Origin of the sequence: Cellulosimicrobium sp. 22598, from assembly GCF_052044445.1 — a bacterium.
In the GTDB taxonomy this organism is placed as follows: domain Bacteria; phylum Actinomycetota; class Actinomycetes; order Actinomycetales; family Cellulomonadaceae; genus Cellulosimicrobium; species Cellulosimicrobium cellulans_G.
Map to the genome: position 1 here is coordinate 114,897 of NZ_JBQEMZ010000011.1, position 18,064 is coordinate 132,960.

At 69.2% G+C, this 18,064-nt stretch carries 13 protein-coding genes; all 13 read right to left on the reverse strand.

The window, feature by feature from the left end; all coding sequences use genetic code 11:
- Positions 1-146: 146 nt before the first annotated feature.
- Positions 147-1,343 carry an elongation factor Tu gene (gene tuf, locus ACTJIY_RS13570; protein ID WP_253050806.1) on the reverse strand — a complete coding sequence of 399 codons (1,197 nt, stop codon included), beginning with the start codon at positions 1,341-1,343 and terminating at the stop codon, positions 147-149.
- A 127-nt stretch (positions 1,344-1,470) separates the two neighbouring features.
- Positions 1,471-3,573, reverse strand: a complete 2,103-nt coding sequence (fusA, locus tag ACTJIY_RS13575) for an elongation factor G (RefSeq protein WP_253050805.1) — start codon at positions 3,571-3,573, stop codon at positions 1,471-1,473.
- Between the two features lie 118 nt (positions 3,574-3,691).
- Positions 3,692-4,162 (reverse strand): 30S ribosomal protein S7, encoded by a 471-nt coding sequence (gene rpsG / locus ACTJIY_RS13580; RefSeq protein WP_047233808.1) that lies wholly within the window; start codon positions 4,160-4,162, stop codon positions 3,692-3,694.
- Positions 4,162-4,536, reverse strand: a complete 375-nt coding sequence (gene rpsL, locus ACTJIY_RS13585) for a 30S ribosomal protein S12 (protein WP_021479869.1) — start codon at positions 4,534-4,536, stop codon at positions 4,162-4,164. Before rpsL ends, rpsG begins: the two co-directional genes overlap by 1 nt.
- 363 nt (positions 4,537-4,899) lie before the next feature.
- Positions 4,900-5,967, reverse strand: a complete 1,068-nt coding sequence (locus ACTJIY_RS13590) for a hypothetical protein (protein WP_353707800.1) — start codon at positions 5,965-5,967, stop codon at positions 4,900-4,902.
- Positions 5,964-6,536, reverse strand: coding sequence for an ATP-binding cassette domain-containing protein (locus ACTJIY_RS13595; RefSeq protein ID WP_440674331.1), 573 nt, complete (start codon positions 6,534-6,536; stop codon positions 5,964-5,966). Before ACTJIY_RS13595 ends, ACTJIY_RS13590 begins: the two co-directional genes overlap by 4 nt.
- A 41-nt stretch (positions 6,537-6,577) precedes the next feature.
- The gene (locus tag ACTJIY_RS13600) at positions 6,578-7,621 is read right to left on the reverse strand and encodes a peptidoglycan-binding domain-containing protein (RefSeq protein ID WP_440674330.1); all 1,044 of its coding nucleotides are present in this window, start codon (positions 7,619-7,621) and stop codon (positions 6,578-6,580) included.
- A gap of 3 nt (positions 7,622-7,624) precedes the next feature.
- A complete protein-coding gene (locus ACTJIY_RS13605) occupies positions 7,625-8,263 on the reverse strand; it encodes a hypothetical protein (protein ID WP_353707798.1) in 639 nt (212 codons plus the stop codon).
- An 80-nt stretch (positions 8,264-8,343) separates the two neighbouring features.
- Entirely contained in the window at positions 8,344-8,598 is a 255-nt protein-coding gene (locus tag ACTJIY_RS13610) for a lactococcin 972 family bacteriocin (RefSeq protein ID WP_253050797.1), read from the reverse strand.
- Between the two features lie 183 nt (positions 8,599-8,781).
- Positions 8,782-12,663: a DNA-directed RNA polymerase subunit beta' gene (locus ACTJIY_RS13615; protein ID WP_253055124.1), complete on the reverse strand. Its 3,882-nt coding sequence runs from the start codon at positions 12,661-12,663 to the stop codon at positions 8,782-8,784.
- A gap of 115 nt (positions 12,664-12,778) precedes the next feature.
- Complete coding sequence (gene rpoB / locus ACTJIY_RS13620) at positions 12,779-16,291, reverse strand: DNA-directed RNA polymerase subunit beta (protein WP_253055123.1); 3,513 nt, start codon at positions 16,289-16,291, stop codon at positions 12,779-12,781.
- A gap of 524 nt (positions 16,292-16,815) precedes the next feature.
- The gene (gene rplL / locus ACTJIY_RS13625) at positions 16,816-17,205 is read right to left on the reverse strand and encodes a 50S ribosomal protein L7/L12 (RefSeq protein WP_021483444.1); all 390 of its coding nucleotides are present in this window, start codon (positions 17,203-17,205) and stop codon (positions 16,816-16,818) included.
- Between the two features lie 114 nt (positions 17,206-17,319).
- The gene (rplJ, locus tag ACTJIY_RS13630) at positions 17,320-17,850 is read right to left on the reverse strand and encodes a 50S ribosomal protein L10 (RefSeq protein WP_021483443.1); all 531 of its coding nucleotides are present in this window, start codon (positions 17,848-17,850) and stop codon (positions 17,320-17,322) included.
- Positions 17,851-18,064 lie beyond the last annotated feature (214 nt).

Below are 18,064 nucleotides of genomic sequence, written 5' to 3' on the forward strand. Positions count from 1 at the left end.
GCCAAGTCGGGACCGGGGCGGGTGCTGTGACGGTGACCGCAGGTGTGACCGCGGTGCCACCGCACAGGGCGGCGGACCGCAGGCCGAAGGCCCGGCCCCGCGGACGGGACCGGGCCTTCGACGAGTGCTGCGGAGGCAGCGTCAGATCACTTGAGGATCTTGGTGACGCGGCCCGAGCCGACGGTGCGGCCACCCTCGCGGATGGCGAAGCCGAGGCCCTCCTCCATGGCGATCGGCTGGATGAGCTCGACCGTCATCTCGGTGTTGTCGCCGGGCATGACCATCTCGGTGCCCTCGGGCAGCGTGATGACGCCGGTGACGTCGGTGGTCCGGAAGTAGAACTGCGGACGGTAGTTCGAGTAGAACGGGTTGTGACGGCCGCCCTCGTCCTTGCCCAGGATGTAGACCTGCGCCTCGAAGTTGGTGTGCGGGGTGATCGAGCCCGGCTTGACGACGACCTGGCCGCGCTCGACGTCCTCGCGCTTGATGCCGCGCAGGAGCAGACCGGTGTTGTCGCCGGCCTGAGCCTGGTCCATCTGCTTGTGGAACGTCTCGATGCCCGTGACCGTGGTCTTCTGGGGCGCGCGGATGCCGACGATCTCGACGTCCGAGTTGAGGTCGAGCGTGCCACGCTCCACCTTGCCGGTGACGACGGTGCCACGACCGGTGATCGTGAAGACGTCCTCGACGGGCATGAGGAACGGCTTGTCGAGCTCGCGGACGGGCTCCGGGACGTTCTCGTCCACGGCCTCCATGAGCTCGAGGATCTTCGCGGTCCACTCGGGGTCGCCCTCGAGCGCCTTGAGACCCGACACGCGCACGACCGGCGCGTTGTCGCCGTCGAACTCCTGCGAGGAGAGGAGCTCGCGCACCTCCATCTCGACGAGCTCGAGGATCTCCTCGTCGTCGACCATGTCCGACTTGTTCAGCGCGACGAGCAGGTACGGCACGCCGACCTGGCGGGCGAGCAGGACGTGCTCGCGCGTCTGGGCCATCGGGCCGTCGGTCGCGGCGACCACCAGGATCGCGCCGTCCATCTGGGCGGCACCGGTGATCATGTTCTTGATGTAGTCGGCGTGACCCGGGGCGTCGACGTGCGCGTAGTGGCGCTTCGGCGTCTCGTACTCGATGTGCGCGATGTTGATCGTGATACCGCGCTGCTTCTCCTCGGGAGCCGCGTCGATCTCGTCGAAGTTGCGCTGCGTGTTCGCCGGCAGGTCCGGGTACGTGTCCGCGAGCGTCTTCGAGATCGCCGCCGTGAGCGTCGTCTTACCGTGGTCGACGTGACCGATGGTGCCGACGTTGACGTGCGGCTTGGTCCGCTCGAACTTGGCCTTAGCCACTGGGGTCCTCCTGGGACTTGGGTAGATGTGCCGAACGTTGCGAATGTCGACCGAGAGATCTTACATCCGCGGGGCGTTGCGGTTTCCTACAGGTTGATGGTTGTGCGGGTCTTCGACCTGTGGGGACTCACTCGCCCCGGGTCTTCTTGATGATCTCTTCGGCAACGTTCCGAGGAACCTCGGCGTAGCTGTCGAACTGCATCGAGTACACCGCGCGCCCCTGGGTCTTGGACCGGAGGTCACCGATGTACCCGAACATCTCTGACAACGGTACTTGGGCCCGGACGACCTTCACACCCGTCGCGTCCTCCATGGACTGGATCATTCCACGACGTGAGTTCAGGTCGCCGATGACGTCGCCCATGTACTCCTCGGGCGTACGCACCTCGACCGCCATCACCGGCTCCAGCAGAACCGGGTCCGCCCGCTTGACGCCCTCCTTGAGGACCATCGAGCCGGCGATCTTGAACGCCATCTCCGAGGAGTCGACCTCGTGGTAGGCGCCGTCGAGCAGGGTCGCCTTCACCCCGACCAGCGGGAAGCCGGCGAGCACGCCGAGCTCCATCGCGGACTGGATACCGGCGTCGACGCTCGGGATGTACTCGCGCGGGATGCGACCACCGGTGACGGCGTTGGAGAACTCGTAGAGCTCGCCCTCGGCCGTGTCGAGCGGCTCGAAGGTCACCTGGACCTTCGCGAACTGCCCGGACCCACCGGTCTGCTTCTTGTGCGTGTACTCGATCTTCTCCGCCTTGCGGCGGATGGTCTCGCGGTACGCGACCTGCGGCTTGCCGACGTTGGCCTCGACCTTGAACTCGCGACGCATGCGGTCGACGAGGATGTCGAGGTGGAGCTCGCCCATGCCGCCGATGACGGTCTGGCCGGTCTCGTCGTCCAGCTTGACGCGGAACGTCGGGTCCTCCTCGGCGAGCTTCTGGATCGCCGTGGAGAGCTTCTCCTGGTCAGCCTTCGTCTTCGGCTCGATCGCGACGTCGATGACGGGCTCCGGGAAGCTCATCGACTCGAGGATCACCGGGTTCGCCATGTCGCTCAGCGTGTCACCGGTCGTGGTGTCCTTGAGGCCGATGACCGCGTAGATGTGACCGGCGCTCGCCTCGTCGACCGGGTTCTCCTTGTTGGAGTGCATCTGGAAGATCTTGCCGATGCGCTCCTTCTTGCCCTTGGTCGAGTTCGCGACCTGCTGGCCGGGCTCGACGCGACCGGAGTACACGCGCACGTAGGTGAGCTTGCCGAAGAACGGGTGCGCCGCGACCTTGAAGGCGAGCGCGGAGAACGGCTCCGAGGCGTCGGGGTGACGCTGGACGACCTTCTCCTCGTCCTTGGGGTCGTGACCGTCGATCGCCGGCACGTCGAGGGGCGACGGCAGGTAGTCGATGACCGCGTCGAGCATGGGCTGGACGCCCTTGTTCTTGAACGCGGAACCGCAGAGGACCGGGAACGCCTCGCCCGCGATGACGAGCTTGCGGATGCCGGACTTGATCTCGGCGACCGTCAGCTCCTCGCCGCCGAGGTACTTCTCCAGCAGCTCCTCGTCGGCCTCGGCGACGGCCTCGACGAGCTCGCTGCGGTACCGCTCGGCCTTCTCGACCAGGTCCGCGGGGATCTCCTCGGTGTCGTACGCCTCGCCGAGCTGGGTCTCCCCGTGCCAGACGAGCGCCTTCATCTCGATGAGGTCGACGACGCCGGTGAAGTCGCTCTCGGCGCCGATCGGCAGCTGGATGACCAGCGGCTTGGCCTTGAGACGGTTGATGATGGTGTCGACGGTGAAGTAGAAGTCCGCGCCGAGCTTGTCCATCTTGTTGACGAAGCAGATGCGGGGGACGTTGTACTTGTCCGCCTGGCGCCACACCGTCTCGGACTGGGGCTCCACGCCCTCCTTGCCGTCGAAGACCGCGACGGCGCCGTCGAGCACGCGCAGGGAGCGCTCGACCTCGACCGTGAAGTCGACGTGGCCGGGCGTGTCGATGATGTTGATCTGGTTCTTGTTCCAGTAGCACGAGACGGCGGCGGACGTGATCGTGATGCCGCGCTCCTTCTCCTGCTCCATCCAGTCGGTCGTCGACGCGCCGTCGTGCGTCTCGCCGAGCTTGTAGTTCACACCCGTGTAGAACAGGATGCGCTCGGTGGTCGTGGTCTTCCCGGCATCGATGTGGGCCATGATGCCGATGTTGCGGACCTTGCTCAGGTCGGTCAGCACGTCAAGTGCCACGGTCTGCTTCCCTCGTTAGATGGGTTGAGTCGGGGGGCGCTGCTCGGACCGGGGTGACCGGCCTCGGACCCGCCGACGGCCCCGGGGACGCGTCGGTCCCCGGGGCCCGTCGTGCGGACTACCAGCGGTAGTGGGCGAAGGCCTTGTTGGACTCCGCCATCTTGTGCATGTCCTCGCGACGCTTGACCGCTGCGCCGAGGCCGTTGCTCGCGTCGAGGATCTCGTTCATGAGGCGCTCCGTCATCGACTTCTCGCGACGTGCGCGCGAGTAGTCCGTGAGCCAGCGCAGCGCGAGCGTCGTCGCGCGCGCGGGGCGCACCTCGACCGGCACCTGGTAGGTCGCACCACCGACGCGGCGCGAGCGGACCTCGAGCGCGGGGCGGACGTTCTCGAGCGCACGCTTGAGGACGACGACCGGGTCGCCGTCGGTCTTCGCCCGGACGCCCTCGAGGGCGCCGTAGACGATCGACTCGGCGGTGGACTTCTTGCCGTCGAGCAGCACCTTGTTGATGAGCTGCGTGACGACGGGCGACCCGTAGACGGGGTCGACGATGAGCGGCCGCTTCGGGGCCGGGCCCTTGCGAGGCATCAGCTCTTCTCCTTCTTGGCGCCGTAGCGGGAGCGGGCCTGCTTGCGGTTCTTCACGCCCTGCGTGTCGAGCGCGCCGCGCACGATCTTGTAGCGCACGCCCGGGAGGTCCTTCACACGACCGCCGCGCACGAGCACGATGGAGTGCTCCTGGAGGTTGTGGCCGACGCCGGGGATGTAGGCCGTGACCTCGACCTGGGAGGAGAGCTTCACGCGAGCGACCTTGCGCAGCGCGGAGTTCGGCTTCTTCGGGGTGGTGGTGTACACGCGCGTGCACACACCGCGCCGCTGCGGGGAGCCCTTGAGGGCGGGGGTCTTCGACTTCCCCACCTTCGAGGTCCGCCCCTTGCGGACGAGCTGCTGGATCGTAGGCACTACGTCTCCGTGTCTTCTCGAGCTACCGGGGCTATCCCCGATGGTGGTCGTGCTGGCTGCTGGAGCCGATCGCACGAGGCACCCGCAGCGCGAGACACGCTGCAGCAGCCACCTACCACCGGCTCGATGGTCCGTCGCCCGCCCGCGGGCACGAAGGCGCCGCAAGGACCGGGATCCGGAGTGCCCGGGCACTCACATCGGCCCGTCCGGAGCCCGCTGCGCGGAGGTGGGAGCGATCGCTCGCTGACACCGCCCCGCCAGGGACATCACGGAGGGCCCGACGGCGCGGGCACGGTTCACCAGGCTACCACAGCGGGCAGGCAGACGCGCGGTCGGCGATCAGGACGCGACGGGCCGCGCGTCTCACCGGTCCTTGGCGTAGAGGAAGAGATGACGCTCGCGGGTCAGCGCCAGCCCGAACATGGTACCGAGCAGGGCGCCGAGCCCCGCCGGGATCGCGACGCGCGCGCCGAGGACGGCAGCGAGGAGAAGGTCGCCCCGAGCTCCGAGCACGAGCATCGACGTCGCCATGCACACCGCGAGGGGTGGTACGACCCAGGCCGTCGCCTCGAGGAGCGACATCGACCACAGGTCGGCCGCCCGCACCCTGTCGTGCAGGGCCGCCGCGAGCTCGACGCGACGGGCGCGGACCGCGACGATCCCGAGCAGGAGCGCGAAGACCCCGGCGGCGACGCCGCCGAACCGTGTGATCCGGTCCGCGAACCGGGCGTGCCCGTCGAACGCGGCGCCGAGCGAGGCGTTGAGCTGGCCGACGACCGGGTCGTCCGTGCTCTCGTCGGCCGGCGGCAACAACGTCGTGAACAGGAGCGTCCGGAGTCGCTCGTCCTGCGGCCAGGCCTCCACCCAGCACTCGTCGAACACGGCCCGGTCTCCGCCGGGGAGCAACGCCAGGTACCCGAGCCCCGACCGTCGGCCGTCCACCGGATAGGGAAAGGTACCCGCCACCCGGGTCGGACCGTCCGTCGTCTCCAGCACATCTGCCCGGACCCTCCCCAGGGTGCGGGCTGCGTCTTCCGACAGCACCACCCCGCCTCCCCGGTCGACGTCGGCGTGGACCACGGAGAGAAAACCGTCCGTCGCGTACCCCGCCGGGAGCGGAGCCCCGGGGAGGCTGGCCGCCGTCACCTTCTCCTGCGGGAGCGCCAGGGCCCCTGCTGCTCGTACGCCGGAGATCTGCCCGAGCGCCTCGCAGCGCGCGCCGTCGACCCGCCCGCTCGCGACGATCGTCATCGTCGACCCTCCTGCCTCCCGGAAGGCCGTCGCTGCGTTCTCGATGCTGCGCACGGCGAGGAGGTCGGCGCCGAGCAGTACCAGACAGACCGCCCCGAGCACCGACGTGAGCAGCACGCTCCGGGTGGTCCCGGTGAGGACGTTGCGCCCGACCTCGCGCAGGATCGACCGGAGCCTCACGTCGTGGCTCCGTCCCGGGCCTCGAACCTCGCGAGGTCGACGTGGTCGGTGCACGCGTCGCGGGTGTGCTCGTCGTGCGTGGCGACGACCACGATCGTCGCGTCGGTCGCCAGCCGTGCGATCGCGTCGTTGACACGCCGCGCCGTCGGGAGGTCGAGCTGCGCGGTCGGCTCGTCGACGAGGAGCAACCCCGGCCGGCCGGCGATGGCGCGCGCGAGCATCAACCGCTGCGCCTCGCCGCCGGACAGCCGCCGGAACTCCTGGGCCGCGACGGACGACAGCGCGAACCGTTCCAGGATCGCGGTCGCCTCGCGCTCGGCGGCGCGTGGGCCGAGCCCCGTGGCCAGGAGGGGGAGCGTGACATGGTCGAGGGCCGTCCGACGCGGGGTGCCGTGCGGGTTCTGGAAGACCCAGCCGACGTGGCTGATCCCCGCACGACGGATCGAACCCTCCGTCGGTTCGGACCATCCGGCGAGCAGGCTCAGGAGCGTGCTCTTCCCCGACCCGGAGGGACCGGTCGGCGCGTAGACGCGCCCGGGCTCGAGGCGAGCGTCCAGGTGCCGGAACAACCACGGGCGGCCAGGGAACCGATGACCCAGATCGTCCGTCTCTAGATGCACGGCGTGCCCGGTGCGGGGTCCGTGTCGACGGTCGCGAGGGGCTCCGGCCCGTCGACGACGACGAACGACTGGCCCAGCTGTGACCCGACGATGCCGACCGCGCGCACCACGCCGTCGGACAGGACGCAGCCACGTCCGTCCGCTGCGCCGAACAGCGCGGACGGCGGGACGACCGACACCGCCTGCGGCGCGGCGAGCACGAGCTGGGCGGTCGGCGCACCGGCGCGGCCGGCGTCGCCGTCGGTGCTGGTCGGCTGGAGCGACGGCAGCGGGCTGAGCTGCACGAGTGCCGCCGGGTCGGAGACCGCGAGTGCTGCGTCGACGGGGACGCTCGTCCCGTCGACGACCAGGACGCGGTCGCCAGGAACCAGCCCCTCGGGTGGCTCGGCGACGGTGACGCTCTCGAGCGCGCCCGGGACCGAGGCCACCGGATCCCCCGCCGCAACCGTGCTCCCGACCGTCGCCAGGCACTCGTTGACCGACGTCGACGGCGCGGGGAGCCACACGATGCGGTCGATCGTCACGCGATCGAGAGCACCGGGCTTCCCGCCCGCCTGCTCGTAGAGGTCGCGCAACGCCCGGAGCGCGGCCCTCCGCAAGGGCCCCTCCGTATCGACCTCGTACCCGAGGCGCGCCAGCTCGGTCTGGAGTGCGGTGACGTCCTCCCCCTCGTCCCCGAGGGACAGGTCGCGCCACAACGGCACCGATGTCGCGAGGCCGACGAGCGGGACGCCGTCCACCGTCAGCACGGAGCTCCCCGACTCCATCGGCACACCGGCCTTGCAGCGGGACGTCGTGACCCTGCCGGTGGCCGGCACCGTGAGAGCGAGGTCGTCGCCGCGCGACAGCCTCAGCTCGACCGGTCGTGGGTCGTCGAACTCCGCCTCTCCCACGGGAAAGTCCAGCGAGCGCTCAGGGGTGGCGAGCGACGACGGCGTCACCGGTCTCATGTACACGACGGTTCCGACCACGCCGAGCGCGGCGCACAGACAGGCGCCCACGGCGGCGAGGCCGATCTTGGTCCACGAGGCCATCGGCTACTGCTGCTGTTCCAGGATCCCCAGCGGGTCCACGGAGCACGACCGCAGCGCCTCCTGGAGATCGGTGGGAAGGGTGTCGAGCTCGACGAACCTGCCCTCGTTGTCCTGGGAGTAGTCCTCGGCGCCATAGTCGGCAGGTACCACGCCTGCCTCGACCAGGCACTCGGCCCCGATCGTCGCCCAGTCGCGGTTCTCGGGATTGGTCCGCATGATGTCGTGAAGGAAGCCGACTGCGTCCTCGCCGCTGGTTGCCGAGCACTCGTCGATCAGAGCGTCGGTTTCCTCCGGGTTCGGGGCGGACGACGTCGTAAAGCCTCCGTCGGCGTTGTACCCCGTGAACGCGATGCCCTTCCCGGCGAGGCATGTCGTGAAGAGCTCGACCATCTCCGCGTGCTCGGCATCGGTGATCACGGAGTCCGCGAGGACTCCACGAGCGAAGTCCGATGCGGTGTCCCGGTATGCCTGCTCGAACTCAGCAGCGAACGGACCCGTGAACTCGGGCACGGCACTGTCCGAGGGTCCGGTGGGAGAGGGCGCTGCTGCCATGTCATCCTCGGCGGCCCCGCAGGCCCCGAGGAAGCTCATCATGACCAGCGACGCCGTCACCACGACGGCTCGACCTGCGTACCTGTGCATGCACCCTCCAAGAAGCCGAACGTCAGGACTCTGCACCCGCTGCTGAGAGCGGCTGACGTAGCCGCCCGCAGCCACAGGACCTACGCGAGCGCGTAGTTGCAGGAGTTGCCCCCGCCCGGGTTCGGAGAGGTGTTGGCGTAGGACCACACGCCCTTGGCCTTCCACGCGCTCCGCACGGTCTCGTAAGGCGTCGACACGCTCGACCGGTGAGTCTTGCTGGCGTGGTAGTAGTTCGACTCCAGGATCATCGTCGTGTACTGCCAGTACCACTTGCCGCCGTCTCGGTATTCCAGCCCGGCAGCCGCCGGACCAGCGGTGCCGAGTCCCACACCCACGGCCAGAGCGACGCTGCACGCCGCCGTGACGAACTTCCGCATGGCTGTCCCCCATCAGTCATGCACCACCCCCTGTGATGACGCGGAGCCCAAGATAGCCGCGCACCGTACCCCACCCTGACGAGTACACATTCTGGACAAGCCGGTCGCCACCCGCGGCACAAGCACGCGGGGCGTGATCTCTCAGCGGTAGTCGCCGAAGTCCAGGTCCTCGAGCGGGATCGCCTCGCCGGAGCCCATGCCGAGCGCCGGGAAGTCGATCTCGTCGTAGCCGAAGCTCGGGTAGAGCTCGGTCTTGGCCTGCTCGGTCGGCTCGACCTGGACCTTGGTGTACCGGGGCAGACCGGTACCGGCCGGGATGAGCTTACCGATGATGACGTTCTCCTTGAGGCCGAGGAGCGGGTCGCGACGACCGCTCATCGACGCCTCGGTGAGCACGCGCGTCGTCTCCTGGAAGGAGGCCGCCGACAGCCACGAGTCCGTCGCGAGCGACGCCTTCGTGATGCCCATCAGCTCGGGACGGCCGGAGGCCGGCTGGCCGCCCTCCGCCACCGCACGACGGTTCGCGTCCTCGAAGCGGCCGCGCTCGGCGAGCTCGCCCGGCAGGAGGTGCGAGTCGCCCGAGTCGAGCACGGTCACGCGACGCAGCATCTGCCGCACGATGACCTCGATGTGCTTGTCGTGGATGTCCACGCCCTGGGAGCGGTAGACCTCCTGGACCTCGTCCACCAGGTGCTTCTGCGTGGCGCGCGGGCCGAGGATGCGCAGGACCTTCTTGGGGTCCACCGCACCCTGGACGAGCTGCGTGCCGACGTTGACGTGGTCGCCGTCCTGCACGAGCAGGCGCGCACGCTTGGTCACCGGGTAGGCGATCTCCTCCGAGCCGTCGTCCGGCGTGAGCACCAGACGGCGCGAGCGCTCCGAGTCGTCGATCGCGATGCGGCCCGAGAACTCCGCGATGGGCGCCTCACCCTTGGGGGTGCGGGCCTCGAAGAGCTCCGTGACACGCGGCAGACCCTGCGTGATGTCGTCCGCGGAGGCGACACCACCGGTGTGGAAGGTACGCATCGTCAGCTGCGTGCCCGGCTCACCGATCGACTGGGCGGCGATGATGCCGACCGCCTCGCCGATGTCGACGAGCTTGCCCGTGGCGAGCGAGCGCCCGTAGCACTTTGCGCACGTGCCGACGCGCGACTCGCACGTGAGGACCGAGCGGACCTTGGCCTCGCGGACGCCCGCGGCCACCGCGGCGTCGATGAGGACGTCGCCCGCGTCGTCGCCGGCCTTGCCGACGACGTTCCCGTCGGGGTCGACCAGGTCGGCCGCGAGGGTGCGCGAGTAGACGCTCGTCTCCACCTTCGGGTGGCGCACGAGGATGCCCGCGAGCTCCTCCGCGATCGGCAGCGTCAGGCCGCGCTCCGTGCCGCAGTCCTCCTCGCGGACGATGACGTCCTGCGACACGTCCACGAGACGACGCGTGAGGTAGCCCGAGTCGGCGGTCCGCAGAGCGGTGTCCGCCAGACCCTTGCGGGCGCCGTGCGTCGCGATGAAGTACTCCAGGACGGACAGGCCCTCGCGGTAGTTGGACTTGATCGGGCGCGGGATGATCTCGCCCTTCGGGTTCGCCACGAGACCGCGCATGCCGGCGATCTGACGCACCTGCATCCAGTTACCACGGGCACCCGAGCCGACCATGCGGTACACGGTGTTGCGGTCGTTCGCCTCGAGGTTCTCGCGCATGACGGAGGCGACCTTGTCCGTCGCCTGGGTCCAGATCTCGATGAGCTCCTGACGGCGCTCGTCGTCCGTGATGAGACCACGGTCGTACTGCTGCTGGACCTTGAGCGCGCGCTCCTCGTGCTGCTCGAGGATCTCCGCCTTCGCCGCCGGGGTGGCGACGTCGGAGATCGCGATCGTGACGCCCGAGCGGGTCGCCCAGCGGAAGCCGGCGGCCTTCAGCGCGTCGAGCGACGCCGCGACCTCGACCTTCGGGTAGCGCTCCGCGAGCTCGTTGACGATCGCCGAGAGGCGCTTCTTGTCGACCACGGAGTTCACGTACGGGTAGTCGACGGGGAGCGTCTCGTTGAACAGCGCGCGACCGAGCGTGGTGTCGAAGAGGATCGGCTGACCCTCCTCCCAGCCCTCGGGAGCCTCGAAGCCGGAGACCGGCGGGACGAGGTCCGTCAGGCGGATCTTCACCTCGGCGTTCAGGTCCAGGGTGCCCTGGTCGAACGCCATGATCGCCTCGGCGACCGAGCCGAACGCGCGGCCCTCGCCCTCGGCGCCCTTGCGGTCGCTCGTCAGGTGGTACAGACCGATGATCATGTCCTGCGAGGGCATGGTCACCGGACGACCGTCCGACGGCTTGAGGATGTTGTTGCTCGAGAGCATGAGGATGCGGGCCTCGGCCTGCGCCTCCGCGCTCAGGGGCAGGTGGACGGCCATCTGGTCACCGTCGAAGTCCGCGTTGAACGCGGCGCACACGAGCGGGTGCAGGTGGATCGCCTTGCCCTCGACGAGCTGCGGCTCGAACGCCTGGATGCCCAGGCGGTGCAGCGTCGGCGCACGGTTGAGCAGCACCGGGTGCTCGGTGATGACCTCCTCGAGCACGTCCCACACGACCGGGCGGGCACGCTCGACCATGCGCTTGGCGCTCTTGATGTTCTGCGCGTGGTTGAGGTCCACGAGCCGCTTCATGACGAACGGCTTGAACAGCTCGAGCGCCATCTGCTTCGGCAGGCCGCACTGGTGCAGCTTGAGCTGCGGGCCGACGACGATGACCGAACGGCCCGAGTAGTCGACGCGCTTGCCGAGCAGGTTCTGACGGAAACGACCCTGCTTGCCCTTGAGCATGTCCGAGATGGACTTCAGCGGGCGGTTGCCCGGGCCCGTGACCGGACGACCACGACGGCCGTTGTCGAACAGCGAGTCGACGGCCTCCTGGAGCATCCGCTTCTCGTTGTTGACGATGATCTCCGGCGCGCCCAGGTCGAGCAGACGCTTGAGGCGGTTGTTCCGGTTGATCACGCGGCGGTACAGGTCGTTGAGGTCGCTCGTCGCGAAGCGGCCACCGTCGAGCTGCACCATCGGGCGCAGGTCCGGCGGGATGACCGGGACGGCGTCGAGCACCATGCCCGTGGGCGAGTTCGTCGTCGTGAGGAACGCGTTGACGACCTTGAGGCGCTTGAGGGCACGCGTCTTGCGCTGGCCCTTGCCCGAGCGGATGGTCTCGCGCAGGGACTCGGCCTCCGCCTCCAGGTCGAAGTCCTGGAGACGCTTCTGGATCGCCGCGGCGCCCATCGAGCCCTCGAAGTACGTGCCGTAGCGGTCCTGGAGGGCGCGGTAGAGCATCTCGTCGCCCTCGAGGTCCGCGACCTTGAGGTTCTTGAAGCGGTCCCACACCTGGTCGAGGCGGTCGAGCTGCGCGTCCGCGCGCTTGCGGATCTGCGCCATCTCGCGCTCGGCCGAGTCGCGGACCTTGCGGCGCGCGTCGGCCTTGGCACCCTCGGCCTCGAGCTCGGCCAGGTCGGCCTCGAGCTTCTGGGCGCGGGCGTTGATGTCGTTGTCGCGGGCGTCCGCGATCTCCTTCTTCTCCAGGTCGATCTCGTTCTGGAGGTTGGGGAGGTCCTCCTGGCGGCCCTCCTCGTCGACCGAGGTGATCATGTACGCCGCGAAGTAGATGACCTTCTCGAGGTCCTTCGGGGCGAGGTCGAGCAGGTAGCCGAGGCGCGAGGGCACGCCCTTGAAGAACCAGATGTGCGTGACGGGCGCGGCGAGCTCGATGTGGCCCATGCGCTCACGACGCACCTTCGAGCGCGTCACCTCGACGCCGCAGCGCTCGCAGATGATGCCCTTGAAGCGCACGCGCTTGTACTTGCCGCAGTAGCACTCCCAGTCCCGGGTCGGGCCGAAGATCTTCTCGCAGAAGAGTCCGTCCTTCTCGGGCTTGAGGGTGCGGTAGTTGATGGTCTCGGGCTTCTTCACCTCACCGTGCGACCACGCACGGATGTCGTCGGCCGTGGCCAGGCCGATACGCAGCTCGTCGAAGACGTTGACGTCGAGCAAGTTGTCCTACTTCCTTCGTCTGCCGGGACCGGCCGGGGCCGGTGCCGACGCCATAAAGACGGTTGGTGCGGGGTCGTCGGCGGGAGCGGGGTGACCCGCTCCCGCCTGCCCGAGATCAGATCTCGTCGACGCTGGACGCCGCGTTGGGGCGGCGCGACAGGTCGATGCCGAGCTCTTCTGCTGCGCGGTACACGTCGTCGTCCGACTCCCGCATCTCGATGGACACGCCGTCGCTCGAGAGCACCTCGACGTTCAGGCACAGCGACTGCATCTCCTTGAGGAGGACCTTGAAGGACTCCGGGATGCCCGAGTCGGGGATGTTCTCGCCCTTGACGATCGCCTCGTAGACCTTGACGCGGCCGGGGACGTCGTCCGACTTGATGGTGAGGAGCTCCTGGAGCGTGTAGGCCGCGCCGTACGCCTCGAGGGCCCACACCTCCATCTCGCCGAAGCGCTGGCCGCCGAACTGCGCCTTACCACCCAGCGGCTGCTGCGTGATCATCGAGTACGGGCCGGTCGAGCGCGCGTGGATCTTGTCGTCGACCAGGTGGTGGAGCTTGAGGATGTACATGTAGCCCACCGACACCGCCTCGGGGAACGGCTCGCCGGAGCGGCCGTCGAAGAGGCGCGCCTTGCCGTCGGCGCCGACCATGCGGTCGCCGTCGCGGTTCGGGATCGTCGTCGAGAGCAGGCCCGTGAGCGCGTCCTCGTGGACGCCGTCGAACACCGGGGTGGCGACGGGACGGCCCGGCTCGGACGTCGCGGCGATCTCCGGGACGTTCTCCCGCCAGGAGAGGTCCTTGCCCTCGGCCAGCGAGATGTCCCAGCCCTGCTTCGCGACCCACCCGAGGTGGGTCTCGAGGACCTGGCCGACGTTCATGCGACCGGGGACGCCCAGCGGGTTGAGGACGACGTCGACCGGGGTCCCGTCCGCGAGGAACGGCATGTCCTCGACGGGCAGGATCTTGGAGATGACGCCCTTGTTGCCGTGACGGCCGGCGAGCTTGTCGCCGTCCGTGATCTTGCGGCGCTGCGCGATGTAGACGCGCACGAGCTGGTTCACGCCCGCGGGCAGCTCGTCGCCGTCCTCGCGGTTGAACTCGCGCACGCCGATGACCGTGCCGGACTCGCCGTGGGGCACCTTGAGGGACGTGTCGCGCACCTCGCGCGCCTTCTCGCCGAAGATCGCACGGAGCAGGCGCTCCTCCGGGGTCAGCTCGGTCTCGCCCTTCGGGGTGACCTTGCCGACCAGGACGTCGCCCGCGCCGACCTCGGCGCCGATGCGGATGATGCCGCGCTCGTCGAGGTCCGCGAGGACGTCCTCGGAGACGTTCGGGATGTCCCGCGTGATCTCCTCCGGGCCCAGCTTGGTGTCGCGCGCGTCGACCTCGTGCTCCTCGATGTGGATCGAGGAGAGCACGTCGTCCTGCACGAGACGCTGGCTGAGGATGATCGCGTCCTCGTAGTTGTGGCCCTCCCACGACATGAACGCCACGAGGAGGTTGCGGCCGAGCGCGAGCTCGCCCTCGTCGGTCGCCGGGCCGTCCGCGAGGACGGAGCCGGGCTCGACGCGCTGGCCCTCGTCGACGAGCACGCGCTGGTTGTAGCTCGTGCCCTGGTTGGAGCGGCGGAACTTCGCGATCCGGTAGCTGCCGGTCGTGCCGTCGTCGTTCGCGACGAGCACGAGGTCGGCCGAGACCTCGGTGACGACACCGGGCTTCGACGCGACGACGACGTCGCCCGCGTCGACGGCCGCGCGCCACTCCATGCCGGTCCCGACGAGCGGGGCCTCGGAGCGGACCAGCGGCACGGCCTGGCGCTGCATGTTCGCACCCATGAGGGCGCGGTTGGCGTCGTCGTGCTCGAGGAACGGGATGAGCGCCGTCGCGACCGAGACCATCTGGCGCGGCGAGACGTCCATGTAGTCGACCTGCGCGCCGGGGACGATCTCGACCTCGCCGCCCTTGGTGCGCACGAGCACGCGCTCGTCCGCGAAGGAGCCGTCGGCGTTGAGCGTCTGGTTCGCCTGCGCGATGACGTGGCGGTCCTCGTCGTCGGCCGTGAGGTAGACGACCTCGTCGGTCACCTTGCCCGCCGTCACCTTGCGGTACGGCGTCTCGATGAAGCCGAACGGGTTGATGCGCCCGTACGACGCGAGCGAGCCGATCAGACCGATGTTCGGACCCTCAGGGGTCTCGATCGGGCACATGCGGCCGTAGTGCGACGGGTGGACGTCACGGACCTCCATGCCGGCGCGGTCGCGCGACAGACCGCCCGGGCCGAGGGCCGAGAGACGACGCTTGTGCGTCAGGCCCGCGAGCGGGTTGTTCTGGTCCATGAACTGCGAGAGCTGCGACGTGCCGAAGAACTCGCGGATGGACGCCACGACCGGGCGGATGTTGATGAGCGTCTGCGGCGTGATCGCCTCGACGTCCTGCGTCGTCATGCGCTCGCGCACGACGCGCTCCATCCGGGACAGGCCGGTGCGGACCTGGTTCTGGATGAGCTCGCCGACGGCGCGGATGCGACGGTTGCCGAAGTGGTCGATGTCGTCCGTCTCGACGCGCACCTCGACGGCCTCGCCGTTCCGGGTGCCCGGGATGGACGCGTGGTCGGCGTGCAGGGCCGCGAGGTACTTGATCGTCGCGACGACGTCCGAGACGGAGAGCGTGGAGTCCGTGAGCGGCGCGTCGATGCCGAGCTTCTTGTTCGCCTTGTAGCGGCCGACCTTCGCGAGGTCGTAGCGCTTCGGGTTGAAGTAGAAGTTCTCGAGCAGCGCGCGGCCGGCCTCGACCGTCGGCGGCTCGCCCGGGCGGATCTTGCGGTACAGGTCGACGAGGGCCTCGTCCTGGGTGTGGACGTGGTCCTTCTCGAGCGTGTCGAGCACCGACGGGAAGTCGGCGAACTGCTCGCGGATCTCCGACTCGGTCAGGCCGAGCGCCTTGAGCAGCACCGTGACGGACTGCTTGCGCTTGCGGTCGACGCGCACGCCGACGGCGTCGCGCTTGTCGATCTCGAACTCGAGCCAGGCGCCGCGCGAGGGGATGATCTTCGCCGAGAAGATGTCCTTGTCGCTCGTCTTGTCGGCGGCGCGCTCGAAGTAGACCCCGGGCGAGCGGACGAGCTGGGAGACGACGACGCGCTCGGTGCCGTTGATGATGAAGGTGCCGCGCTCGGTCATGAGCGGGAAGTCGCCCATGAAGACCGTCTGGCTCTTGATCTCACCGGTGTTGTAGTTGACGAACTCCGCGGTGACGAAGAGCGGCGCGGCGTACGTGAAGTCCTTCTCCTTGCACTCGTCGGCCGTGTACTTCGGCGGCTCGAAGCGGTGGTTGGAGAACGACAGCGACATCGAGGACCCGAAGTCCTCGATCGGGGAGATCTCCTCGAAGATCTCCTCGAGACCCGACGTCGAGGGCACGTCCTGGCGGCCGGCCGCGGACGCGGCGGCGACACGCGCCTGCCACGCCTCGTTGCCGAGGAGCCAGTCGAAGCTCTCGGTCTGGAGGCCCAGCAGGTCGGGGACCTCGAGGGGCTCGTAGATCTTGGCGAAGGAGAGGCGACGCGATGCGGTGCGGTTCGCGATGGCGTCGGCGGTCGGAGCAGAAGGGGTGCGCGAGGCAGCCAAGAGGGGTCCTTCCCTGCAGATCGAAAGAACGCTGCACCGCCGGGCTGGACACGATCACCGCCACCACGACACCTCGCGGACGCGCACGTACGTCGACGAGGGGGTCGGGGGTATTTGAGATCGGGGGCACAGGACAGCGCAAAGCGTGAGCATAGCCCACAACGCATCGTGACACAACCCCGGGGCGTGCGACCCCGCCCGGTTCCCGACGCGTGAACGCCTCACCGGTACTCGCGCGGGCCTCGTCGCCCGCCTCCGACCCGTCTCGCGGGTCGCGAACCTGCTTGCCGTCGACCTCGCTGTCCTGCGTCGTCGACCCGCACATGGTGGCACACTCGTGGCCGTTCCGTGAAGCCGGTGCGCCCGCCCGGGTGCCCGACGACGTGCACGCCCACCTCGGCGCCGCGCTCCCCGGCCCGCCCACGTCGTCGGGCGCCGAGAACGACGACGAGGCCCGCACCCCGGGCGGGGTGCGGGCCTCGTGCGGCGTGCTGACCGGTCCCGTCACGACGGGACCGGCGAGATCACTTGAGGGTGACCGTGGCGCCGGCGCCCTCGAGGGCAGCCTTGGCCTTCTCGGCCGTCTCCTTGTTCGCGCCCTCCAGGACCGGCTTCGGGGCACCGTCCACGAGGTCCTTGGCCTCCTTCAGGCCGAGGGACGTGAGCGCGCGCACCTCCTTGATGACCTGGATCTTCTTGTCGCCGGCGGCCTCGAGGATGACGTCGAACTCGTCCTTCTCCTCCTCGGCCGGGGCGTCGCCCGAGCCACCCGCGGGGGCGGCGACCGCGACGGCGGCGGGGGCGGCGGCGGTGACCTCGAAGGTCTCCTCGAAGGCCTTCACGAACTCGTTGAGCTCGATGAGGGTGAGCTCCTTGAACTGCTCGATGAGCTCGTCGGTGCTGAGCTTCGCCATGATGGCGTTCCTTTCGGTCGGTGCTCGGCAGCGGCCCGGTGCGGGCCTGCCAGAAGCGGGGTGTGTGCTTGCGCTGCGTGGATCACGAGACCGGGGCGTGCCCCGGGCGCGGGATCAGGCGGCAGCGCCCTCCGATTCCTGCTTCTGACGCAGGGCATCGATGACGCGGGCGGCCTGGGCGGTGTTCGCGGTGAAGACGTAGGCAGCCTGGAAGAGCTTGGCCTTCATCGCGCCGGCCGCCTTGGCCAGCAGGACCTCGCGGGACTCGAGGTCCGCGAGCTTCGTGACCTCCGCGGCGGTCAGGGGGCGCCCGTCGAGGACACCGCCCTTGATGACCAGCGCGGGGTTCGCCTTGGCGAAGTCACGCAGACCCTTGGCAGCCTCGACCGGGTCCCCGGTGACGAAGGCGATTGCCGACGGGCCCTGCAGGTCGGCGTCGAGTCCCTCGACACCGGCCTCCTTGGCCGCGATGGCGGTCAGCGTGTTCTTCACCACGGCGTAGGTTGCGTTGCCGCTGAGCGACCGACGCAGCTGCTTGAGCTGCGCGACGGTGAGCCCGCGGTACTCGGTCAGCACGGCAGCGTTCGAGTCGCGGAACTTGTCCGAGATCTCGGCGACTGCGGCTGCCTTGTCCGGCCTCGCCATGGCAATCCTTCCGGTGGTGGTACCACCGGCGTCCGTCCCGGAACGAGAAAGAGCCCCGCGCAGGCGCGGGGCTCGCAGTCGCACGCGCGGCGGGGCCGGGCGGACGTCGTCGATTCGCTACCTGCGCTGGCCTCCACCTCGTGGTGGGACTTCGGTCCGTCACGTCCTGCAGACGGAGTCTGCGGGCAGCATCGGACGACCGGCGGTCTTGGGT